The 22227-nt window shown below is 57.9% G+C and carries 16 protein-coding genes; 5 read left to right on the forward strand and 11 right to left on the reverse strand.

What is annotated here, in order from left to right; all coding sequences use genetic code 11:
* Window positions 1-53 precede the first annotated feature (53 nt).
* The 4 genes from ACUZ9P_RS11800 to ACUZ9P_RS11815 form a co-directional block, all read right to left on the reverse strand.
* Window positions 54-434, reverse strand: a complete 381-nt coding sequence (locus tag ACUZ9P_RS11800) for a pyrimidine dimer DNA glycosylase/endonuclease V (RefSeq protein ID WP_449249848.1) — start codon at window positions 432-434, stop codon at window positions 54-56.
* A gap of 128 nt (window positions 435-562) precedes the next feature.
* On the reverse strand, window positions 563-4138 hold the full coding sequence (locus ACUZ9P_RS11805) for a PEP/pyruvate-binding domain-containing protein (RefSeq protein ID WP_449249849.1): 3576 nt from the start codon (window positions 4136-4138) through the stop codon (window positions 563-565).
* Window positions 4139-4235: 97 nt separating this feature from the next.
* On the reverse strand, window positions 4236-7937 hold the full coding sequence (locus ACUZ9P_RS11810) for a pyruvate carboxylase (RefSeq protein WP_449249850.1): 3702 nt from the start codon (window positions 7935-7937) through the stop codon (window positions 4236-4238).
* Between the two features lie 132 nt (window positions 7938-8069).
* A complete protein-coding gene (locus ACUZ9P_RS11815) occupies window positions 8070-8888 on the reverse strand; it encodes a biotin--[acetyl-CoA-carboxylase] ligase (protein WP_449249851.1) in 819 nt (272 codons plus the stop codon).
* Window positions 8889-8913: 25 nt separating this feature from the next.
* Here ACUZ9P_RS11815 and ACUZ9P_RS11820 point away from each other — a divergent pair, with 25 nt between their 5' ends.
* Window positions 8914-10002 carry a polynucleotide adenylyltransferase gene (locus ACUZ9P_RS11820; protein ID WP_449249852.1) on the forward strand — a complete coding sequence of 363 codons (1089 nt, stop codon included), beginning with the start codon at window positions 8914-8916 and terminating at the stop codon, window positions 10000-10002.
* A 35-nt stretch (window positions 10003-10037) separates the two neighbouring features.
* Here the strand turns inward: ACUZ9P_RS11820 and ybeY are convergent, their stop codons facing one another.
* The 3 genes from ybeY to ACUZ9P_RS11835 form a co-directional block, all read right to left on the reverse strand.
* Window positions 10038-10499, reverse strand: a complete 462-nt coding sequence (gene ybeY / locus ACUZ9P_RS11825) for an rRNA maturation RNase YbeY (protein ID WP_449249853.1) — start codon at window positions 10497-10499, stop codon at window positions 10038-10040.
* 5 nt (window positions 10500-10504) lie between these two features.
* Entirely contained in the window at window positions 10505-12841 is a 2337-nt protein-coding gene (locus tag ACUZ9P_RS11830) for an HD family phosphohydrolase (RefSeq protein WP_449249854.1), read from the reverse strand.
* A gap of 64 nt (window positions 12842-12905) precedes the next feature.
* Complete coding sequence (locus ACUZ9P_RS11835; RefSeq protein WP_449249855.1) at window positions 12906-13904, reverse strand: PhoH family protein; 999 nt, start codon at window positions 13902-13904, stop codon at window positions 12906-12908.
* Between the two features lie 184 nt (window positions 13905-14088).
* Here ACUZ9P_RS11835 and ACUZ9P_RS11840 point away from each other — a divergent pair, with 184 nt between their 5' ends.
* Entirely contained in the window at window positions 14089-15042 is a 954-nt protein-coding gene (locus tag ACUZ9P_RS11840; RefSeq protein WP_449249856.1) for a hypothetical protein, read from the forward strand.
* A gap of 93 nt (window positions 15043-15135) precedes the next feature.
* Here the strand turns inward: ACUZ9P_RS11840 and ACUZ9P_RS11845 are convergent, their stop codons facing one another.
* The 4 genes from ACUZ9P_RS11845 to ACUZ9P_RS11860 all read right to left on the reverse strand — a co-directional run bounded on the left by ACUZ9P_RS11845 (window position 15136) and on the right by ACUZ9P_RS11860 (window position 20298).
* Window positions 15136-15918 (reverse strand): S26 family signal peptidase, encoded by a 783-nt coding sequence (locus ACUZ9P_RS11845; protein ID WP_449249857.1) that lies wholly within the window; start codon window positions 15916-15918, stop codon window positions 15136-15138.
* 207 nt (window positions 15919-16125) lie between these two features.
* A complete protein-coding gene (gene gatB, locus ACUZ9P_RS11850; RefSeq protein ID WP_449249858.1) occupies window positions 16126-17559 on the reverse strand; it encodes an Asp-tRNA(Asn)/Glu-tRNA(Gln) amidotransferase subunit GatB in 1434 nt (477 codons plus the stop codon).
* 124 nt (window positions 17560-17683) lie between these two features.
* Window positions 17684-19426 (reverse strand): ARMT1-like domain-containing protein, encoded by a 1743-nt coding sequence (locus ACUZ9P_RS11855; protein ID WP_449249859.1) that lies wholly within the window; start codon window positions 19424-19426, stop codon window positions 17684-17686.
* Complete coding sequence (locus ACUZ9P_RS11860; RefSeq protein ID WP_449249860.1) at window positions 19423-20298, reverse strand: NAD(+)/NADH kinase; 876 nt, start codon at window positions 20296-20298, stop codon at window positions 19423-19425. Before ACUZ9P_RS11860 ends, ACUZ9P_RS11855 begins: the two co-directional genes overlap by 4 nt.
* Before the next feature lie 117 nt (window positions 20299-20415).
* On the opposite strand from ACUZ9P_RS11860, the gene ACUZ9P_RS11865 reads away from it, so the two are divergent.
* The 3 genes from ACUZ9P_RS11865 to hemC are packed head-to-tail and all read left to right on the forward strand — an operon-like array spanning window position 20416 to window position 22220.
* Window positions 20416-21045 carry an SIS domain-containing protein gene (locus ACUZ9P_RS11865; RefSeq protein ID WP_449249861.1) on the forward strand — a complete coding sequence of 210 codons (630 nt, stop codon included), beginning with the start codon at window positions 20416-20418 and terminating at the stop codon, window positions 21043-21045.
* A 2-nt stretch (window positions 21046-21047) separates the two neighbouring features.
* Window positions 21048-21281: an FmdB family zinc ribbon protein gene (locus tag ACUZ9P_RS11870; RefSeq protein WP_298993750.1), complete on the forward strand. Its 234-nt coding sequence runs from the start codon at window positions 21048-21050 to the stop codon at window positions 21279-21281.
* A gap of 9 nt (window positions 21282-21290) precedes the next feature.
* Window positions 21291-22220 (forward strand): hydroxymethylbilane synthase, encoded by a 930-nt coding sequence (gene hemC / locus ACUZ9P_RS11875; RefSeq protein ID WP_240824300.1) that lies wholly within the window; start codon window positions 21291-21293, stop codon window positions 22218-22220.
* Window positions 22221-22227 lie beyond the last annotated feature (7 nt).

Consider the following 22227-nt stretch of genomic DNA (forward strand, 5'->3'; position numbering starts at 1 on the left):
TCGTGCGCTACAGTAAAATATTGCGTTGATGGCGCGCGATATCTGTCCCGTAATCATCCGACTGGAATTGTGTTTTTTGATTGTGTTGGGGCGTTTTTCGCTGGCATTAAGTGGGCGCAGTCAGGGCACCTGCGGCGCAATTCAGCGGCATTGGCAGCAATGCTGATGGAGGTGCGGCCTGCATACTGGGCAGCCAGAGAAACACATTCACACGCATCAATGGATGATGTGTGTTTGAATCCACGCCGGGTCATCTCTGTTACAAGTTCCTCATGCCTCGCAAAAAGTTGCTGCGGGTCAACCAATCCGCCAGAAAGAAAACCCTCAATACTCTTGCCGCGCCGCATGCTGCCAAGAAGCATATGCAGTTCCACGTGTTCGCCCAGCAAATGTTTGCGGCACATGCCTTCAGGGGGTAACATCCACATGCGCATACGATTCTCCTGCAAGCAGAAAAAGTTTTTTGAAGCCAGAGATTGCGTCACCCATTCCGCTGTATGCGAAAAGGCCCGAATCCTGAGATCCGGGCCTTGGTGTATCAGTCGGCAGTGACCGGCTTGCGCTAGTCGTTGACCGTGCGGGAGTATTCCAGAGCCTTGGCCTGCTCCTCGAAGTTCTGGAAGCCGGAGTGATGCAGGGCATCCTCAACCGTCTCGTTCCAGTTCCAGGTGGCGTAGATCACGGGCTTGTGGAAAGTGGAACGGAAGCTCTGCAATTCAGCGCGGTAGAAGGCTTCCTTGGGGGTGTCGAGGTGCTCGCGGAACTGCTCGTGCCGACGCTGCAACTCGCCCTCGTACCATTCCTGAATATCCTGCGGTTCCTTGTACTTCTTGAGGATATGACCGTAACCGGTCTTTTCCATCAGATCGGCAAGGCGCTTGTGGTGTTGGGCGGCAAGCCACTTGCCGAGGTCGGCTGCAGAATGGTTTTCCCCTTCCACAGAGGCGATGTCGAACACGGTCTGGTAGTAGGTATCGGGCACCACCGAGGCGGAGGTAATACCCGCAATGGCGACCAGGCCGCGCAGGATGATGCTGTTGGACACGCCCTGACCGCAGAAGCCCACCTTCTTGGCGTACTTTTGCCCGGTGAATATGCTGACAAGGATGGCCCAGATAACAGCGGGATCTTCCTCGTCATAGATGTGGGACAGGCGCGAGTTGTCGCGGTCTGTCGCCAGCACCATCTGGGTCATGTCGTTGGAGCCGATGGAGAAGCCGTCAAACTCGGAGATGAACTGCTTGGCCAGAATGGCGTTGGAAGGCAGCTCGGACATGAGGATGATCTTCAGGCCGTCCTGACCGCTCTTGAGCTTGTGAACCTGCTCAAGGTAGCTGCGCATGGAGCGGGCTTCTTCCAGAGTGCGCACAAAGGGCAGCATCATGCGCAGGTTGGAGCCGCCGTATACGCCGCGGGCCAGCTTGAAGGCTTCAATTTCCCAATCATGGATATTACGGGAAACGCCGCGATAGCCAAGCATGGGGTTGTCTTCGGTATGTTCAAAGAGGCTGCCGCCCAGCAGATTGCGGTATTCGTTGCTCTTGAAGTCGGTTGTGCGGTACGTGATGGGCTTGCCGTAGAAGGCCATGGCAAAGAGGGCCAGGTTTTGGGCCAGGGTCTGAACGTAATGCTCCTTGCCGGTACGGAAGCCGCGGGACTTGATGATGCCGCGAATTTTGTCCGTCAGGTTGCGCAGGTCGTCCATTTCCTTTTTCAGGCCGGAGCGCAGGCTCACTTCTTCACGCAGATGGTTGATGTTGTCCATCAACTTGGTGACTGCGGGCAGATCCTTGATGCGGCGCACATGTTCTTCAACAGTGGCTTCGATTTCGGCAACACGCTTGGCGGATTCGGGGTCAGCCGGATTCAGCAGGGCCAGAGCGTCATCGTAACCCATGATGATGCGAACATGGTCGGCCAGATCATTGGAGGTCTTGAGCACTTCAATACGGCGCGAGGCCATTTCGAGGTGCTGGTCAACCTTGTGATCCAGTTCGCGCATTTTGCGGTGCTGCATCAGCACTTCTTCCGCATTCAGGCTCTTGCTCGCTTCGGCAAAGGCTTCAACCTCTGCGGCAAGGCCGGTCACTTCGCCCACGTATTCGCGCAGGTTGAAGTTGAACACGATCAGCCCGGCAGCCATCTGCTCGCGCAGCACCTTGGAAAGGCGGTTTTCAAGCTCTTTCAGCTTGCTGTGCACCACATTTTCCAGTTCGCCGTTGTCAAAAGCTTCCAGTGCCTGCGGATGGATGCTGATGTTGCCAAGCATGAATTCCGCGCGCAGCAGGCCCACTTCAAACTGGGGGAAGTTGCGCAGACGGGAGAGGAACAGCGCCTGACCCACATCGGCCAGCACAAGGCCGACCTTGGTCTTGGTAAGGGGCAGCTTGGAGAGATCCATTTCGCCGCCCACAAGGTGCAGGGGCAAAAGGCCGCGATAGACCTTGCCGCGTGTGCCGTCAACGGTCACTTCCGCGCCGTCGAGCGCACGCAGTATGTCAAGTCGCTGAATGCCAATAATGGCGGCAATGCCAAGCTCGCGCGAGGTAATGGCCGCGTGGCTCGTGTCGCCGCCCACATCGGCCATAATGGCCGAGGCCACGCGCATGCCCGGCACCATGTCCGGGTCGGTGCGTTCGGCGGCAAGCACATCGCCCTTGGCGATCTTGTTCAGTTCAAGGGCGGAGCGCAAAAAGCGCACCGTACCCTGACCAGCCCCGCGTGAAGCGCCATTGCCTTCCACCAGCACTTCGGCTTCGGCGGCGGCTTTGGCATCTACCTCGCGGCGGCGCATGAAGATGGTATGGGGGTGCAGCTCAAGGTCATCGTTCCAGCGGGTTTCGGGCCGCGCCTGGACGAACCAGAGCTTGTCGTTGGCGTCAATGCAGAATTCCGTATCCATGATGATGCCGCCGTAAGCCTTGCTGACGGAGCGCACACCCTGGGCTACGCGTTCGGCCTGGCTGAGCGAAAGCGCCCAGCGCAGAGCCTCAAGCTCAGAAACTTCCACTTCACGGGTGCCGCCACGTTCGTCATAGACGATCTTCATGTCCTTGCAGCCCATCTGGCGGATCACAACTTCGCCGCCGTCATCGCGCTGGAAGACATAAAGCTTGTCAGGCGTCACCTTGCCGCCTACCACAGCCTCGCCGAGGCCGTAGCTGGCGTCGATGCTGACCAGTTCGCGGCGGTCTGTGCCGCGGCAGCCCGTGGCGGTATCGGCAGAAAAGGCCGTACCGGAAATCACGGGATTGATCATCTGCATCATGCAGACAGAAAGCGAGGTGTGCTCAATGGCCCACTCAAGCTTGGCGTTTTCAGCAATGCTCTCATCGCCGGTTTCTTCGGCCTTGGCCAGAGCATCAAGGATGGCCTCGCGGCGGTAGGTCATGGAGCGCAGATTGTAGGCAGAGGAACAGTCCCAATGGTAGGCTTCCACTACTTTGTCTTCACCCACCATGTTCAGGTAGGTATCCTGCAGACCGGCAAAGGCCTTCTTGCGCGAGTCTTCGCCTGCAGCGGAAGAACGCACGGCCACGGGGGTCATGTCGTCTTCGTTTTCGCGGCAGATGTCGCGGTATGCGCCGCGCACGGCTTCCGCAACATCGTGCGGCACTTCAACAGACAAAATGGCTGCCTGCACCATGACCGAGCGCTTGCGCAACTGGTCGATGCCCTCGGGGGAGGTGGCGAAACCTTCGACTATATTATTGATAAAGGTGCGCAGCTTGGTATTGGTTTGCTCGCCTTCCGCCAGCGCGGCCTGATGAATCTGCTTGCCGAGCTGGCGCACGAACTTCTGCAAGAAGTCCGGATCCTGGTTGATTTCGGGGTCGTTCCAGTCAATGCGCCCGTATTCACGGTCCACCACGCTGCGTACCACACGCCCATTAACCTTTGTTTCATCAAGCAGATGATGAAAGGCAATGGATGAGATGGCGCGAAAATGGGGCGCCTGAATGCCCTGGATCTGACTGATCAGGGCTGTGTTGTAGTTCTTACCACCAACAAGCAACTCCGCTTCGGGACCAATCTGCACAATTTCGGCGCCATCAAGCACCAGTTTTTTCTGAACTGCCTCGGGCGCGGCGCCCTTGGGTTTGTTCTGCGCAGGTTTGGCGGCGGGAATCTTAGCCATGTCTTCCTCCGGTTTGGGAAACAGAAGCTTTACAACCTTGGAAATTGTATATCGCCATTAAGGAACTGTCCACAAATTCCAGTAGTGAGCGTAGTAATTAACTTACGCGCACACCGCAATAGGGGCAGAATGCGATGTTATCCATAGGAATGGGCTGGCCGCAGGCCTCATTGCCGCATATGCGCGGCACAGGCCCCAGCTCCACAATAAGCTCACCTTCTCTGACCGAAACCATTTGCTTGTTTTCTTTAAAGTCGGCGGTTTTGAGCACACGTTTCACCATGCCGTCAATGGGGGCCAGAACGGCCTTTTCCTGCTTCATGATGGAAACGTTAAAGAGCTCTTCGCCCGCTTTGACCACATCACCGGGATGCACATACATGACCCACAAGTCGCCGTTGCTCGGCGCGGCCACGTGATACTTGTTGGCCGTATCGGCCATAAGCGTGCTCTTTGCACCGTTGCCCGAAGGCTGACGAACCTGAACCTCGCAGCTCATGAATTCGGAGTCGAGCACGTAACGGCAGATGGAGATGCCCGCCTCGTTGGGGTTGGATATGCTGAGCAGCAAGAGGTGGTGGGGCTTGCCGCTGCTGTCGTTGAAGTACAGATCCTGGCCGACTTTCAGCCCCTCGAACCATACGTGCAAAGGCAGGTTGTTGGGGTCGCCGAACTTGGACTTGAACTGGATGGTCTTGAGCGCGTCCGCCGGATGGTTAAGGTACAGCACGAATTCTTCATCGTTGGGCTTACGCTTCAGAATTTCGGTGCAGGCCTTTTCTTCGGCTGCAAGGTTCACTTCTGCCAGCGATTCAAGGGGCGAAGTCTCGGTGCGGGCCGCCATGGCGCTCTTCCAGTCAGAGCCGAAGGCGCTCTGATAGACCCAGTCAGCCGGGAAGCCGAGCGGCAGTTTGCCGAACTTGCCCTGAAGCAGGTTGCGGAAGGCGTCGTTGCAGTCCTGATAGATGTTCAGGCGCGCCCGGCGCATTTCGTCCGTAAGTTCTTTTTCAGGGGTGCGGGTGACCTGACCCAGCACTTCCAGAAGGTAGCGCACTTCGTCTTCGCCGCCCCGCTTCCATGCGCCTGTAACGGCCAGAAACGCCGTGTTCCAGGTGATCTGCGAGCCGGGCGTAACATCGTGATAGCGCACGATCTGACGGGTGCCTTCAAGGAACTTGAGCATGTAGGGCAGCAGGTGAATGTACCCCTGCTTCATGGCGCCTTCCTGCGAGGAGGAAGTGGCCCCGCCGGGCATGCCGTGGCGCGTTACGTCATAGTCAATGCCCTGGAAGTACGGCGCACAGTAGCGGTCGTAATAGGGCATGATCTGCTTGCAGACGAAGTTGGCGTCACGAATGGCGTTTTTATCAAGGCTGCACTTGAGGCCCAGTTCGTCTTCAATATAGGCCATGGTGGCGAGCACATCGCCCTGACCATAAGAACGCACCGAAGAGCCGAGGCCCACGTCGATGATGTGCGCGCCAGCCTTGGCCGCAGCACCGCACGAGGGCACGAACAAGCCGTCTGTATAGTGCCTGTGGTAGTGCAGCACAAGTTCGGGCCAGGCTTTGCGCAGGGCTTTGACCAGCTCGTCCATGAAGCGCGGCGGGCAAACGCCGGCCATGTCCTTGAGGCCCAGAATGATGTGGCGCGAGGCTTCCTTGGGGCTTGCGCCCATGATGTCGCCCACCATGCGCAGCATGGCTTCGGTAACGCCCAGGTAGTGCTTGACGTCAAAACCCTTGGCCCACGACATGGAAATGGCGGGCTGGAAGATAATGTCCTTGCGATCCATGACCACTTCGGCAATGGGGCGCATGTTTTCCACATGGTTCAAAAAGTCGAAGCAACGTACGACCTGATAGTGGTCGCAAATCATTTCGCCCGTTTTGAGCATGAGGTTGCGCGGCTGCGGCGTATACCCAAGCACGTTGGTGGAGCGCACCAGCAGCTGCTTGAGGGTTTTGGGCGCAAAACGGTTCCATTCCTTGGCTTCGGTAAAGGGGTAGGTCATGTTGGCCAGCATGGCCACATGGAAGTGCGCCCCGCCGCCGTTTTCGAGCGAGAAAAAGCCCGCATTGTCAAGGTAGGGGCCCATGAGTCTGTCCTCGGCAAGGCGCAGGCGGTTGCCGGAGTTGGACTGCGTGAGGTCGCGGGTAGTGGTGTCGGTAAAGTGCACCAGCCCGGAATCACGGATGTAATCCAGCGTGGCCATGCGGTCGCCCTGCGGATAGGGCGAAGGCTGACGGCGCGCAGCCGTGCTTATGGCAGGCAGCACTGGCTCAAAAGGTCCAAGACAGGGCGTGGAGCTTGAACGGTATTCGCCAAGCTGCACGTAGGGGTTGAAGCCCTTGGCCGAAATTTCGGCCACCAGCTTGGCAAGGCGCTCGCCTTCGGGCGCAAGGTCGGTGTAGACCATGAGCTCGGGATGCGTGGCGATGAAGTTGGTATTAATGTTGCCCTGTTTGAACAGCGGGTGCTTGATGACCTGACGGAAGAAGGGAATGGTGGTTTTGATGCCGCCAATCACATATTCGCTCAAAGCGCGTTCAGTGATGCCCAGAATCTTTTCCCAGTCGGTTGCGTACGAAATAAGCAGAGCGCCCGCAGAGTCGTAGTTGGCGGGGAACTCGTAGCCTGCGCTGATGTTGGAATCAAGGCGCACGCCGGGGCCGCCGGGCGACACATAGCGCGAAATGAGGCCGGAATTGGGGGCGAAGTTGTCCTGCGGGTTTTCGCAGTTGATACGCACCTGCATGGCCCAGTACGAAGGACGCTGGCTTTCTTCGCGGTAGCGCAGTTCCGCGCCAAAGGCCACGGCGATCTGCTCTTCCACAAGGTCAATGCCATAGCGGCATTCGGTGATGCCGTGCTCAACCTGCAAACGGGTGTTAACTTCAATAAGGTACGGCGTACCGTCAGGCGTAACGAGGAATTCGACCGTGGCAAGCGAATGGTAGCCCACGGCGCGAACCAGGCGGCGGGAATAATCCTTGAGCCTGTCGCGCAGGGCCTTGGTCATACCCGGCCAGGGCGAAGGCGTGATTTCAATGAGTTTCTGGTGGTTGCGCTGCACGGTGCAATCGCGTTCGTCAAAGGCGAACACGTTGCCGTACATATCGGCAATGACCTGAATTTCAATGTGGCGCACATCGGCAAGGAACTTTTCCACAAACAGGCGCGGATTGCCAAACGAAGCCTGAGCCATGGTGGAAGCCTTGAAAAAGGCATCTTCCAGGTCAGCCTCGTTATGGATGGCAAAAATACCGCGTCCGCCGCCGCCCCCTTCTGCCTTGAGCATGATGGGCAGCCCGATCTCGTTGATAAGCTGGCGGGCGGTAGGAATATCCACGGCTCCTTCAGAGCCGGGCACAACAGGAATGCCCAATTTGCGAGCCACTTCTCGAGCCTGAACCTTGTTGCCCAACAGGTTCATGGCCTCGGCTGTCGCGCCGATAAAGGTGATGCCCGCCTCTTTGCAGCGCTGCGGAAAGCGCGTGTCCTCGGAAGCAAACCCCCAGCCTGGGTGAATGCCGACTACGCCACGTTGTTTGGCTTTGTCGATAATGCGGTCAATATCCAGATACGCGCGGGGGTCTGTCCCGAGCAGCATCAGTTCCTGCGCCGTTGAGGCCGCAGGGGCCGTTTTGTCCACATCAGTCGCTGTCATTGCCGCTACCGCGTCAAAACGTTCGCGGATGGAACGACAAATGCGACGGGCCGGAATACCGCGGTTAGCTACCAGTATTACCTTGCCCTTCAAAAAATCCTGAACTTCCGAGAATGTCTTGTTGGCCATGCCTTTCAGCCCTTTTCTACCGGCGCATTTCTGCCCACGCACCGGCGTTAGACGGCGAAAACACGCTTAGTGCTTCGCATTGGGCGGCGATGCCCCCAGGCCCAACCATGCCGGAATGACCATAATCCCGCGTCATTCCCGCGCAGGGCTCAGCCGGAGACTACCGCAAATGAATTCCTCAAGCCGTCCGTTGATGTTAAGACACAGGCCGCCTGACGTTCCTAGGCCCGCCAGCCAGCCGCGTACGATGCGGTCATCGTCACGCAGCTCCACGTTCTCGCCGCGCCAGAGCAAAAGAGGCTCCGCACGGGCTCTCCACCCCTCGGGAAAAGAGTGGCAGTTAATATAAGCTGAAAACATGCGCTTTACAAGGGTTTGCCACAAGGCTTCGGCCATTGGAGGTGCAAAAGTGGCGGATTTATACTGGGTGGCAAGGCTGGTTGCCTCTAGAGCGGCGTCCGCCCGCATCTGCTCCGCCGGTGGCGACCAGCACACATTTATGCCAATGCCAGCCAGCAGCACCCCGCCCCGCTCCTCCAGCAGTATGCCTGCCAGTTTTCTGGGTTCGTCTTCCGACGTACACAGCACAAGATCATTGGGCCATTTCAGGCGCACCTGCCAACCGTCCACTGCCAAGGCTTCGGCCAGCAGGGCACCCACTGCCGGGGCCGCCGCCGTGCCGTCAAAAGGAGGCGCAAGCGGCAAACGCAGGGCCGCATACAAATTGCCCGCAGGCGAATGCCACTGACGCCGCAACTGCCCGCGCCCCGCTGTCTGGCTGACAACCTGAACACTGTCCCACGGATCAAGCCAGCCCCGCGCCGCAAGGTTTGCAGCGGTATCAAGGCAGGAGCCTACCTCGCCAAAGCGCCAGATACGCGGAACAAAATTTTTGTCAGCACCAGTGGGGGAGCTTCCCTCAAACGGTTGGCTGTGACATACTGGGGGCATGGAACTCTACCTCGTCGGCGGCGCAATGCGCGACCTTTTGCTTGGGCGTATGCCCACGGAGCTGGATTTTTCCTTTTCAGGAAGCATGGACGATTTTTTGGCCGCGCATCCCGATGCGGTCTGCGTGGGCAAAAGCGTCAATGTCTGCCTGTGGCGCGGGCGCGAATGCATGCCCCTCCGGGGCGGCACCCTGGAGTCTGACCTTGCAGCGCGGGATATCACCATCAATGCCCTTGCGCTCGACAGCGCTGGGCGGCTGTACATGCATCCCAAGGCGGTTGACGACCTGCGCAATAAAATGATGCGTCCGGCTTCGTCCACGGCCTTTGCGGATGACCCCACCAGAATTTTTCGTCTGGCGCGCTTTGCCTCCCGCTGGCCCGACTGGCGCATCGCCCACGAGGCTTTTGAGCAGATGCGCGCCACGCCCAAGGCTTTGCTGGCGGCCATTCCGGCGGAGCGTGTGGCCAAGGAAATGCTCAAGGCGCTGGCCTTGCCGCGCCCGGCGCGATTTTTTCGCGTTTTGGCGCAGGGGGATTGTTTATCGCCCTGGTTTGAAGAACACGAGCGCGCACGCTACATTCCGGCAGGCCCCGTGAAGTGGCATGCCAACAGCGTGTTGGGCCACAGCCTGCGACTGATGGACGAACTCGCGGGCGATGCCATGGCCGTGTGGATGGCCTTGTGCCATGACCTCGGAAAAATCTGCACTGACCCTGCCCTGCTGCCCCATCATTATGGGCACGAAGCGCGCGGCGTGCCGCTTGCACTGGCCCTTGCCAAAAGGCTGCGGCTGCCGGCAGTCTATGCGCGGGCTGGCGCGCTTGCTGCGGAAGAACACATGAAGGCGGGCATGTTTGCCAGCCTGCGCACCGGAACGCGCCGCGACCTGCTTTGGCGGGTTAACCAACTCGGGCTTTCGCGCCCTTTCTGGAAGCTGGCGGATGCCGACAGCAATTCACCTATCAGCAGTTTGGCCTACCCGAGCCTGAAGGCTATAAACGCCGTGCGTCTGCCCGAAGAATGGCACAACCGGGGCGAAGAATCAGCCCGCAAGCTGCGCGAAATGCAATGCATGGCCTTGGCGGCACTGAACAGAAAGCGGGCCGCCTAGCCGATTTTGTGCAATCAGACCGAGACTTCGGCGCATCAAGCCACTGCTTCGGCGGCGACTACCATGAAATAATCGCTCACCGCATCCATCTGCGCGCTGTGGTCAAGCCCGCACAGGTGGGCCATTCCGTGGGCCAGCAGGCGTAGCGCGTGCTCGCCCGGTTCCTGCCCGTACAGCAGGCACTCCCTGCGCAGCGTATCCAGTGAAAACAGAAGAGTGCCGGGGCTGTCACAGCCACCGGGGAAGGAAAGCACGTTGGTAGGGCCCTGACAGCCCATACTGCGCCTGTTGGCTGCGCTCATGGCGGCATCATCGACCAGATGCAGTTCCACAGCCGGGGGCACAACAGGCACGTTGGCCTGCTCTGCGGTGGCAAGCATGGCCGCAAGAGCAGCGCGTTGCTGCCTGCGGTCAAGCGGCAGAATCCATGCTGTGGCCGGATAGCGGCAAAAAATGCGCACGGTTGCCTGTTTCTGCCTGTCCTTGACTGCGCCCATGATTCCTATGCCTGTCCCTTTTCTTCAGGGATGGCTGGTATGCCAGCCTGTCTGGCGCTCTCCGGCTGGTTCGTCAGGGCTTTGACTTCGGGCGATTGCGCTGCAGCGGGTTTGTCTCCGTTACAAGGCTTGTCGCCGCACGGTTTGCCATGCCCCGTGGGGGTAAGGGCCGTTGCGCCATGCGTTGCAGGGGCAGATCCATTTTTGCCGTTGGGCTTGTTTTCAGCCCGGGCGGCATCATTGATTCTGGCGTCAGGATAGGCAATGCGCTGATGGAAAATACCCGTCAGAATACGCTGGAAGTTTTCGCTCAGGAAGTGCAGATCCTTAAAAGTCAGCTCCGATTCGTCCAGCTGCCCTTCCGAGAAGATGCCCTTGATGATGGTGTCAATGTGCGACTTGATGCGCGCGGGCGTAGGATCGTTGAGCGTGCGGCTGGATGCCTCAACGGAGTCGGCCAGCATGAGGATGGCGGCTTCCTTGGTTTGCGGGCGCGGCCCCACATAGCTGAAATCAGATTCACGCGGCTTTTCGCCCTGGTTCAGGGCCTTCTGGTAGAAAAAGCGTATGAGCCTTGTGCCGTGGTGCTGACTGATAATGTCGGCAATATCCTGCCCGAGCTTGTACCGCTCTGCCAGTTCCGTGCCTTTTTTGACATGCGAAAGCAGAATGAGCGCACTCATGGACGGGGCCAGTTTGTCGTGCTTGTTGGGCCCGCCAAACTGGTTTTCGATGAAATATTCGGGATACGAGAGCTTGCCCACGTCATGATACAGTGCCGCCACCTTGCACAGCAGGCTGTTGGCGCCGATGGCCTTGGCCCCGGCTTCAACCATGTTGGCGACCACAAGGGAGTGATGGTAGGTGCCGGGCACAGTTACCATAAGCTCCTGCATGAGGGGTTGCTCAAGGCTCATAAGTTCCATGAGGCGGAAGCGCGTACTGTACCCAAAGCTGATTTCAAGCACAGGGCTCACGGCAAAAAGCAGAATGAGCGAAAGCACGCTGTTGATAAACACGGCCAGCAACTGCGTGGGCATGACGCCGGGAGCGCTTTGGGCCAGCAGGGTTGCGCCAAGCCAGATGATGGATTGCCCGATGGTCAGCGGCACTATGCTCCACACCACGTCCTGCCGATTCTGGGCATTGGTCACAAGCCATGTGGCCAGCATGCCGCCGAGAAAATGGAGTAGGAACAGGGAAAACTGCGCCTGAAACATGAGCATGGTAAAGAACGAGATCAACAGGGCCATTGTGCAGTAGCGCCGGGCGGCAAAAACCATGGCGACCAGCCCCACTGCCCCTGCCACAGGGTAGCCCACGGCCAGCGTATTGATGAACGAATGGCTGTCGATGCGCATGCCAAGCACGTATACAGCCTTTGCCCCGGCGCTGAAAAGCAGCAGAAGCAAGGAAATGAGCAGCATGTCCTTGCAACGCAGGGGGGTGCCGGGTTTGCCGCTGGGGGCAACAAAAAAGCCGATGGAAAGCACCAGCGAACACAAAAAGGCGCCAGCGGCTATATCCCAGTGCATGGGGTCAGAAGCGGATTTATAAAGCGTTTGCAGCTTGATCTGCTGCTCGCGGCTGACCCTTTCGCCCTTGCGCAACACGATCTCGCCCTTCTGTATCTGATAATAGACGGGCTCAACCATGGACATGACGGCAGAGCTGCGCTTTTGGGTAGATTCCCGATTCAGCGTCAGCGAGGAAGGCATGGTTGCGGAAAGCAGAATATTGATGGCGCGCCGCGACTGCGGGTTTAGCGTGGAAACCTGACGTATCTGGGCAGAAATTTCCGCCAGATACGATTGCACGTCGGGCAGATTAACCACGTCCGGACGCAGTATTTCTGTATTTGTATCCAGATTGCGCACTATAACGCCAGAACGGTCAACCCTGGCCGAGCGTATGTCGCCCACAAGGCCTTCTGCCATATGGTCGCGAATCTGGGGCAGCAGCACCTTGAGCAGATACGTCTGCGCCTCGGGCTGGGCGAGTTCCGGCAAAATTTCGTCAGCAACGGTGGGTGTCAGTTCATCCACCAGCCTGTGCAGCGGGCCTTCGACCCCGACATGGTAATCGATGCCGTTGTTCAGGCTGCGCATGATCTCCACAATACGGTTCTGAAAGGCCGTAAAGGGTTCAAGACTCAGATCATAGACAGGCGGTTGCAGAAGCTGCACCTGTTTGCGCCGGGCCTTGGTGGCCTGCACGTCTTCTACAAGGATGTCGCGGTCGGCAACGACGTCAGAATCCGCCACTTGCCCGGCAACGTACACGCGAGGCACAGCCTCAAAATTGGCCCCTGAAAGCAGGCTGATGAAAAGCAGGGTGAGCACAAGTACTGAAAGCCCCAGGCCACAATGGTGGCGGGCCCGCAACATGCGAAAGAGTGCGAGGATGCTAGCTGGACGTGCCGCTTTTTTCTGCATTATCATAGGCGTTTACAATTGCTCCCACCAAGGGATGACGCACTACGTCGGCCTTGGTGAAGTGATGCACTGCGATGGTTGGAACTTTGGCAAGGATATTCAGCGCGTGGATAAGGCCCGAGCGCGGACGCTGACCGCCGGGCTGCATGGGCAGGTCGATCTGGGTGGTGTCGCCCGTTACAACCATGCGCGAGCCAAAGCCCATGCGGGTGAGGAACATCTTCATCTGTTCCTGCGTGGTGTTCTGCGCTTCGTCAAGAATGATAAAGGCATCGTTAAGGGTGCGCCCGCGCATGAAGGCCAGGGGCGCAACTTCAATGGAGCCCACTTCAAGCATGGACGCCACCTTGGGCTGGGGCATCATGTCGTGCAGGGCGTCATAGAGCGGGCGCAGATAGGGGTTGACCTTGTCGGCCAGATCGCCGGGCAAAAAGCCAAGGCGTTCTCCCGCTTCCACTGCGGGGCGCGTCAGCACAATGCGTTTAACCCTGTGCTGCTGAAACATGGACAGCGCCATGGCGACAGCAAGATAGGTTTTGCCCGTACCGGCAGGGCCAACCGCAAATACAAGCTCATTGCGCCGCAGCAGGTCAAGGTAGGTGCGCTGGGCAACATTGCGGGCAGTGACCGTTTTGCGCGGGGTGTTGACGAAAACGGCATTCTTGAAAATCTTTTCCAAATTCAGGCCGGGATCCGCGCGCAGCATCTCGTAACTGCGGGCGATATCCTGCTGGCTCAGCGACAATCCGCCGCGCAGCAGCTCGTACAACTGCACAAAAACATTGCACAGCACCTGCCGCGTGTTCATGTCTGGGCTTTCAATAAGAATGCTGGCGCCACGGCTGCCTATGGAGGCCCCGCTGGCTGCGGCCAACAGCTCAAGATGCGCATTGTGAGGGCCAAATAGCTGATTGGCTAAAGCGGGATCGTCGAATTCGACGGTCTCAAGCATGGAGGAATGTACTGCCATAGCCGCTCTCTAGCCTATTTCAGTTGGGCTGTCCATTACTGGATTCGGAACCTGTATATTTTTAATGGGCGGGCCGACCCAGCCTGACCTCACCCGTAAAATATAGCTGGCCTGGAATATGCATAAGTGAATAATACGGCACCCCAAAGCCCCAAAATCGGGCAAAAACTGCCGAGGAGTGATCATGAGCAACGTATCGGGCGTAAACAGCTATACAAGCGGACTGTACCAGTGGCAGAACCAGAAGCTGAGTACCTCCACTTCCGGCAGCTCATCGTCTTCGGGTTCCAAAAGTTCTTCAAGTTCGTTGAGTCAGATGCTCAGCGGCAATAGCATAACCAGCCAGCTTTCCAGCATGGTTGATCTGACAAAGTATGCCATGGACGCCATGGGCCTTGAAAGCGGCAGCCGCGTTACTTTCAGCCAGATTACCAAGTATCGCGAGCAGTTGAATAATGAATTCAACACTGCCGTCAAGGATGGCCTGTCCAAGCTTGGGGTCAGCGATCCTTCAAGTGTCACTTTCACTTTAGCTGCGGACGGCTCCCTCACTGCCGCCAGCGCCAATGCCACAGATCAGGCAAATGTGCAGACCTGGCTGAAGGGCAATACTGCCATTGGCAAGGATCTGCGCACAGCCCTTACCGCTGCAGGCGTCAGCCCCAGCACTTCAGTGGCCATGACCGTTGACAGCAGCGGCAAGCTGACCGCTGCCAGCAGCACGGACAGTGCCAACAAGGCCGCCATTCAAGCAGTGCTGGATAATTCCAAACTCGGTCAGACGCTGAACAGCGGCATGAGCAGCCTTGCTGTGAGCAGTGATGCAAAATTTACCCTGCAAACCAAGTCCGATGGCAGCCTTGTGGTTGAAAGCAGCGATGCCGCCACTAAAGCTGCCGTGCAGAAGTTTTTTGACAACAATCCGGCATTGGCAAAAAAATTCGGCCAGATTCAGGCTCTCTCCGGCCTTGATGATGCGCGCAAGTCATTGCAGGTTTCGCCCTCTGACCTGCGTAAGCGCATTGAGGTGGAATCCATGGCCGCATGGTGGTCCGGCTCGGGCAACGCCACCAATTCTTTTGGCAGTTATTCCAACAGCAGCCTTTCCATGCTTTCGGGACTGAACCTGAACGTTTAGTTTTTACACATGCATGCTGTGCTCATGCTGTCAGCGCTTTAGGGGCCGCAAGGCCCCTTTATGCACATTGGGAAGTTAGCAAATCAGACTTTGTCAGTCAGCAATGCCCGATACCCCTGCTATCCTTCCTGCACGTGAAAGCGGCCAGTAAATATATTCCGCCCGACCGACAACACTGGTGAGGGGGGCAAAAAATGCCATCTGACTCGCAGGGTTGATGCTCGCCAGATAGATATTTCCTTCGCCCACCAAACATTCTCGATATCCCTGCCCTTCCCAGCCCGGATTTTGCTGCCCTGCTGGAACAGGCACGCGCACGCGTTCGCCAGCAAGGCCTGCAACGCGGCTTATTATGTGTGGCCCTCCCCCCTTTCCTTCTGCAATGTGCCGGGTGGAAATCACAATGATATCGCCCTTCTCCGGCTTGGCCGTATGATAAGCCTGTTTGTCCACGAGCAAGCGGGACTCCGGCGTGATCAGGGGAAGCAAAGAGCGGTTGCCGTTCATGGAATATGCCTTGATGGCAGGTTCAGGCGCGGACAGCGCCATCAATGCCAGCACAAGGACGCTGAAGGCAAGCCCCCTGGCGACCATGCTCCGCTGGCGGGCGCGTTGTGATCCGGCCTGTGAACGTTGGCGAAAAACTGCATCGATTGCCGAGCCAAGTCGAAGCAGGACTTCACAGGCAAGGGCCGCAAAGTAAGCCGCATGCCTGCCATCCGCATCAAGACTGCTGCCCAAAGCAACCAACGTGTGAGCAGAAGCAAGCCACAGAGCAAAAAAGATCACGCCGGGAATGAAAAGGCCCGAGAGTATCTGCCCGCTACCCGGCAAAACCAAGGAAGCGAGGGGCGGAACAATAGCGGTAAACTTCATGAACAGCCTCGACTAAAAATCAATTGCTCCACATTATTGAAAATGATTTTATATTTCAATTAAAAAGACTGCTAATCTATGATCGCAATGCTAGCGGTTCAGTCCTGTCTAAAAGAATGTCGTTGTGGCAGCTTCTCCGCGCACAAAAAAGCGGGGATCCCGGCATGACCGAAATCCCCGCTTGGGCGTTTATTTACTGACGAGAGTTTACAGTTTTTTGGCAAGCAGTTCGTTCACCAGAGCAGGATTGGCCTTGCCCTTGGTGGCGCGCATGATCTGCCCCACAAAGAAGCTGATCAGCTTGGTTTTGCCGCCGCGATAGGCCTCCACCTCAGCGGGATTGGCCGCAATGACTTCGTCCACGGCGGCTTCGAGCGCTGAAGTGTCGGAAATCTGCACGAGGCCTTTTTCCTTCACGTAGGCTTCAGGCATGACGCCCTGCTCAAAGATGTCGCCAAAGATATCATTGGCGATCTTGGCGCTGATGGTGCCGCCGTCAACCAGCCGCACCAGTTCGGCCAGAGCCTCGGGCTTCATGGCCCAGGCGGAGGGGTCAGCGGCAGAAAGCCCACGGGCATTGCATTCACGCAGCAGCGGCCCAAGCACAAAGTTGGCAACCTTCTTGGGGTCGGCCTTGGCGGCGGCAGTTTCAAAAAAGTCGGCCAGCCCCTTGCTCTGCACCAGCACTTCTGCCTCGGCTTCGGGCAGTCCCGCCATAGCCACAAAGCGGGCCACGCGAACATGGGGCAGCTCCGGCATTTCGGCGCGCCAGCGGGTCATTTCTTCTTCCGTAATATCTATGGGCAGAATGTCCGGGTCAGGGAAGTAGCGGTAATCGTGCGCTTCTTCCTTGCTGCGCATGGAGGCAGTAGTGTTCTTGACGGCATCATACAGGCGGGTTTCCTGCACAACCTTGTCGCCGTCGTCCAGCACGTCCTGCTGGCGGGAAATTTCGTATTCAATGGCGCGCTGTACGTTGCGGAAAGAGTTGAGGTTTTTCAGTTCTGTGCGGGTGCCGAAGGGCTCGGTTCCCACAGGGCGCAACGAGACGTTGGCGTCGCACCTGAAACTGCCCTCTTCCATATTGCCGTCGCACACGCCAAGATAGGTCACAATGCTGTACAGGGCTTTGAGGTAGGCCACGGCCTCGGCAGCGGAGCGCATGTCCGGCTCGGAAACAATTTCCACCAGCGGCGTGCCCGCGCGGTTGAGGTCCACATAGCTCAGGTTTTCGCCCTGAGCATGAATATTCTTGCCAGCATCGTTTTCCATATGGATGCGCGTAATGCCCACGCGCTTGCGCCGCCCGTCCACGTCCACCTCAAGGTGCCCGTGTTCGCAGATGGGCAGCTCGAACTGCGAAATCTGATACCCGGAGGGCAGGTCAGGATAAAAATAGTTTTTGCGGGCAAAAATGGACCGTGTATTGATGGCGCAATTGGTGGCAAGGCCGACCAGAGCCGCAAAGTGAACAGCCTGGCGGTTGGGCACGGGCAAAGCGCCGGGCATGCCGGAGCACACTTCGCAAACATTGGCGTTGGCGGGCTGCCCAAAGGTCGTGGGGCAGCAACAGAACAGTTTGGAGGCCGTGGCAAGTTGCACATGCACTTCAAGGCCAATCACGGCTTCATAGGCGGCCATAGATCAAATTACTCCCTCAACGGGGTTCACCCCGTAGTTGCGCGGCAAAAGCGCCGCTTTGCGCACAAAGCGCCCGCTAACCTGGCATCCGGCGGCTTGCGCCGCCCATTTTGACGCAAAAGCATCAATGGGGGATGCTGGCATCGAAATATTTGCCCACACCGTACTCTCCCCTGCGGAAAAACCGCTGTGGGTCGGGGCCGATGATCTGCATTTCCCTGTTTTTGGCCTGCACGTCCAGCGCGATACGCATTTCCTTGGTGCAGCCGGTGGAAAAGGTGGAATCCTTGCCCGACCATTGCGGCGGCACCTTGCGACCAAGCAGGGCAAAGCTTTCCTCAATGTCCTCAACGGTCTGAAACCGCCACACATCAATAAAGCCGCTGCGCTGCACCTGCTCCCACATATACATGAGGTCGTCGCCGTCCATGCCTTCAATAAAATGCTCGGCAGGATTAATTATCAGGATATTATCCATTTTTTTACGCAGATTGTCTACAAAGGCGCGCACGATCTCGGTAGCGGTACCAGTCTCGCCGGGGATGCTGCCGATCACGCAGCTGTAAAACATGACCGTGCGGCCCTGCATGCGGGCCTCGCGCATGCCTGCGATGATGTTTGCCGATTGGGCGGCAATGTCGCTCTCGCTGAATTTATGGGCGCTCTCGGCATGCTGGCGCAGCTTGATGTGAAAGCCCTGATCATCCTGCCAGTAGCAGATCACATCGCGCGTATACTGGTGGCTGCTGCCCATGAGCACATCGGTCACGCGCCAGCCCTTGCCCAGAATAAGGTCGGCTTCCTTCCATGCGCGGGAGAATGTCACCGAGACCCTGTACAGATTGAGCCGTTCCCGCGTGCCATCGCCAATAACCATGAGGCGGTACTCGCGCAAGTGGCGCAGCAGTTCGTTCTTGCTCATGCGCGACTCGTGCTGCACTGTGCCGCCGCCGATCATCTGCCGGATGGAGGGGTCAATCTCCATGTCTTCCAATGTGGGCGAATAAAAGAAAAAGCCTGATTTGACCGCAAAAATAACCTTGTGCCCCATGCGAATAAGGCTGTTGGCAACAGCCAGATCAAACACAACGCCGCCATCGGCGTCGCACAAAAAGAGCACCGTGCCCGATCTGACCGCGCTGGCCTCAAAATAATGCCGCAAGTGGGCGCAGGTTTCGCGCGCGGTATCCATAGCCTGGCGCACTGTTTCGGCATCCGGCGGCGTCTCCACCCAAGGGCGGGACATGGCCGAAAGGCACAGCAGGCGCGAAAGCTCCACATAGTTGAGCATGCGTCTGACAGAGGCGATGGAATTGGCCGCCACGGCATCCGCAGGCACTGCGGCGAGATTGTCACGCACAGATGCTTCATCCAGCATTTCAAGCTGGCGTTTGGTGGAAACTCTGCGCAGCTGCCTCCAGGGGTCGTCCAGCTGGTTGCCCTGGGCAAGCACAAGATCAGTCATGCGCTTGACCAGCCGCGAAGGTATCAGGGTATGCTGGGCAACATACTGCTTGAAGCGGAAACGACAGAACTGCAAAATGCGCCTGCGTTTCTGCCCTTCGGGCGTGAAGGAGCGCACGAGGCGCATGATGATGCGCCAGGAGCGGTTGTACTGGCGGCGAAGTTCTTCGGGTGCGGTCTGCTGGCACAACAGTTTGAACGTGTCGTCAGAACAGGGCAAATACACCTGATCGCGCGCAAGGCTGACCATAAAGGCCATCTGTTCCTGGCTGGCCACAATGTCGGGGTTCATGCCATAGGCGATGTTGTTGTCCATCAGCATGCTGTAAAGCCATGCGTCAAAGCGGACACTCTCCCCAAAATGAAACTCGCGAACCGAATTAACAGAAATCGCGTTGCTCATGCATTTTCCCCGCACCTGACGCATTCAGTGCCTTGCAGGGCAAAGCCGCGCGAACGCAAACGCTCGAAAAAGGTTGTTCCTTTGCCAAGAAAATGCACGGCATCGGGCAAACCGTTGACGGTCACGGTATCGCCCAGTTCCAGCTGTTGCCCTTCCTGCCCATCGACAGTAAGGTAGCAATCTGTGGAGCCCTGCAAAATCTGGAACCGGCACTCGGTATCGCCGGGGAACACCATGGGCGAAATAGTATTGAGGAAAGGGCAAATGGGCGTGACGGCCACGGCTTCCATAGAAGGATGCAACAGCGAGCCGCCAGCCGAAACACTGTAGCCGGAGCTGCCCACAGGCGTGGCAATGATCATTCCATCGCCGCGCAATGAGCCAAGGCGCTCACCGGCAATATAGACATCAAACAGAACAAGCCGCGACAAAGACCCCCGGCTCAGGACAACATCGTTGACCGCGCAGCCGCTGGCAATCTGCTGGTCCTTGCGGGTGAGCGTCCACTGCAAGGCCATACAGGAGCGCACAGGCTCCATGCCGGTGAGGGATTCTTCGAGTTTTTCGCGCCACTGCTCCGGCTGGGCATCGGTTAAAAAACCGATCCGGCCAAAATTGATGCCCAGCACAGGCACGTTGTGCCCCACAAGGCGGCGGGCCACTCCGAGCATGGTGCCGTCGCCGCCAAAAACAACCACAAAGTCAAGGGGAGTCGTTGCGTAGGCGAGGGTCTCCGTGCCAGCGCAGATCACACCCGCAACTTCGTGCCCTTTTTGGCGCAGCCACTGGGCGGCTTCTTGGGCAAGAGCCGCAGCCTTTTCGTGCCGGGCCTTGTAAACCAGAAGTATGTGTCGGCTTGTTGCGTTTTGCATACCTGCGCAAGTTACGTTATCAAGTCTGTTACCGCAAGCCTGTGGGCGCTTGTCAGTTGCAGGGCTTTGCCTTAAATAAGAAGGCTTCCATGTCACGTTTCGGCAATTGTGAGCGCCATGCACGATACAGCCCTTGATATTATTGAACAGCACGCCAGCGAAGGCGCGCGCCTGCGCGAAGATTTTTTTCGCTCGCAGGCAGATTTTCTTCGCCAGGCGGCCTTGCGCGCGGCCACGTGCCTTGCGGGCGGTGGTAAAATACTGCTCTGCGGCAATGGCGGCAGTGCGGCACTGGCCCAGCACATGGCTGCCGAATTTGTGAACAGATTTTTTATGGACAGGCCCGCCCTGCCCGCTCTGGCGTTGTCTGCCGATGCGACTTCGCTTACGGCCATTGGCAGCGACCTTGATTTCAGCCAGGTATTTTCGCGCCAGATTGAAGCTCTGGGGCGGCCAGGCGACATGCTGGTGGCAATTTTTTCCACCGGCAGCAGCGCCAATATTATCGCCGCCCTTGAGGCGGCACGTCGCGGCGGGCAGTTTGCCGTGTGCCTGTGCGGGCACGGCAGCGAAATGGCCCTGTACAGCGACATGGTTCTTGAAGCGCCGCAGGCTGAACCCGCGCTGGTTCAGGAACTGCACCTTGCAGCCGGGCACCTATTTTGCCGGCTGACGGATTATTATCTTTTTGAAAATGCTGTCGCACTGACCCCCTATTTGCAAGGGCGACACACAACCGAGGTTTGACCATGCCCATCTACGAGTATTCTTGCCAGAAATGCGGTCGGGATTTTGAAGAACTGGTGTTTGACGAAACCCCGCCCACTTGCCCGTATTGCGGCTCCAATGATACCCAGAAGCTCATGTCCTGCTGCGCGCGTCGCAGAAACGGCGCAGAAGGCGGCGAGTACGCGGCTTCAACAGGCGGTGGCGGCGGCTGCGCCGGATGTTCTGGCGGCAACTGCGCGAGCTGCGGGCATTAGGCGGCAGGCATGCGTAAATCCTTAGTTATCGCTACCCGTGGCAGTCAGTTGGCCCTCTGGCAGGCAGAACACGTCAAAAGCCGTTTGCAGTCGCTTGACCCGGAACTGGCCGTTGACCTTGTCATCATCAAGACCAAGGGCGACATCATTCAGGATGTTCCCCTGGCTCAGGTGGGCGGCAAGGGCCTTTTTGTAAAAGAAATTGAAGAAGCCCTGCTCGATAACCGGGCCGACCTTGCCGTGCACAGCATCAAGGACGTGCCCATGGAATTGCCCGATGGGCTCATACTGGGTTGCATTCCCAAGCGTGAAGCGCCTACAGACTGTATGCTTTCGTGCAAGTATGCCGACCTTGCGGCCCTGCCCCAGGGCGCATGCGTTGGCACCAGCAGCCTGCGGCGTCAGGCCCAGTTGCTGGCTCTGCGCCCTGACCTGCGCATTGAAAGCCTGCGCGGCAATGTGGACACGCGCCTGCGCAAGCTGCGTGAAGGCGTGTACGATGCCATTATTCTAGCATCCGCAGGCATGAACCGCCTTGGCTTGAGCGCGCCCTACATGCATGCTCTTGATCCGCAGACCTTTTTGCCCGCAGTGGGCCAGGGCGCCATTGGCATTGAATGCCGCGAGGACGATTACGATCTTTTTGCCCTGCTTGCAGAGATTGAAGACACCCCCACCCGCGTATGCGTAGAGGCCGAACGAGGCTTTCTTGCCGGGCTTGAGGGCGGGTGTCAGGTGCCCATTGCCGGGCATGCCCGCCTTGAAAATGACGAAACCTTCGTGCTCGAAGGGTTGGTGGCAGAGGTTGATGGCAGCCTCATTCTGCGCGAGGCGCAGCGGGGTCACACCTCCAAGGCCCGTCAGGTGGGGCTTGAGCTTGCAGAAACACTTCTTGCCAGAGGCGGCCGCGCCATTCTGGAAAAACTTTATCAACAATAACGATTTC

It is taken from the genome of Desulfovibrio intestinivivus, assembly GCF_053570665.1.

Coding starts and splice junctions, on each gene's coding strand:
- hemC (WP_240824300.1), top strand. CDS start 21,291: ATGCGTAAATCCTTAGTTATCGCTACCCGTGGCAGTCAGTTGGCCCTC.
- ACUZ9P_RS11855 (WP_449249859.1), bottom strand. CDS start 19,426: ATGAGCAACGCGATTTCTGTTAATTCGGTTCGCGAGTTTCATTTTGGG.
- ACUZ9P_RS11860 (WP_449249860.1), bottom strand. CDS start 20,298: ATGCAAAACGCAACAAGCCGACACATACTTCTGGTTTACAAGGCCCGG.
- ACUZ9P_RS11835 (WP_449249855.1), bottom strand. CDS start 13,904: ATGGCAGTACATTCCTCCATGCTTGAGACCGTCGAATTCGACGATCCC.
- ACUZ9P_RS11840 (WP_449249856.1), top strand. CDS start 14,089: ATGAGCAACGTATCGGGCGTAAACAGCTATACAAGCGGACTGTACCAG.
- ACUZ9P_RS11865 (WP_449249861.1), top strand. CDS start 20,416: ATGCACGATACAGCCCTTGATATTATTGAACAGCACGCCAGCGAAGGC.
- ACUZ9P_RS11870 (WP_298993750.1), top strand. CDS start 21,048: ATGCCCATCTACGAGTATTCTTGCCAGAAATGCGGTCGGGATTTTGAA.
- ACUZ9P_RS11845 (WP_449249857.1), bottom strand. CDS start 15,918: ATGAAGTTTACCGCTATTGTTCCGCCCCTCGCTTCCTTGGTTTTGCCG.
- ACUZ9P_RS11810 (WP_449249850.1), bottom strand. CDS start 7,937: ATGGCCAACAAGACATTCTCGGAAGTTCAGGATTTTTTGAAGGGCAAG.
- ACUZ9P_RS11805 (WP_449249849.1), bottom strand. CDS start 4,138: ATGGCTAAGATTCCCGCCGCCAAACCTGCGCAGAACAAACCCAAGGGC.
- ACUZ9P_RS11815 (WP_449249851.1), bottom strand. CDS start 8,888: ATGCCCCCAGTATGTCACAGCCAACCGTTTGAGGGAAGCTCCCCCACT.
- ACUZ9P_RS11820 (WP_449249852.1), top strand. CDS start 8,914: ATGCGCGACCTTTTGCTTGGGCGTATGCCCACGGAGCTGGATTTTTCC.
- ybeY (WP_449249853.1), bottom strand. CDS start 10,499: ATGGGCGCAGTCAAGGACAGGCAGAAACAGGCAACCGTGCGCATTTTT.
- gatB (WP_449249858.1), bottom strand. CDS start 17,559: ATGGCCGCCTATGAAGCCGTGATTGGCCTTGAAGTGCATGTGCAACTT.
- ACUZ9P_RS11800 (WP_449249848.1), bottom strand. CDS start 434: ATGCGCATGTGGATGTTACCCCCTGAAGGCATGTGCCGCAAACATTTG.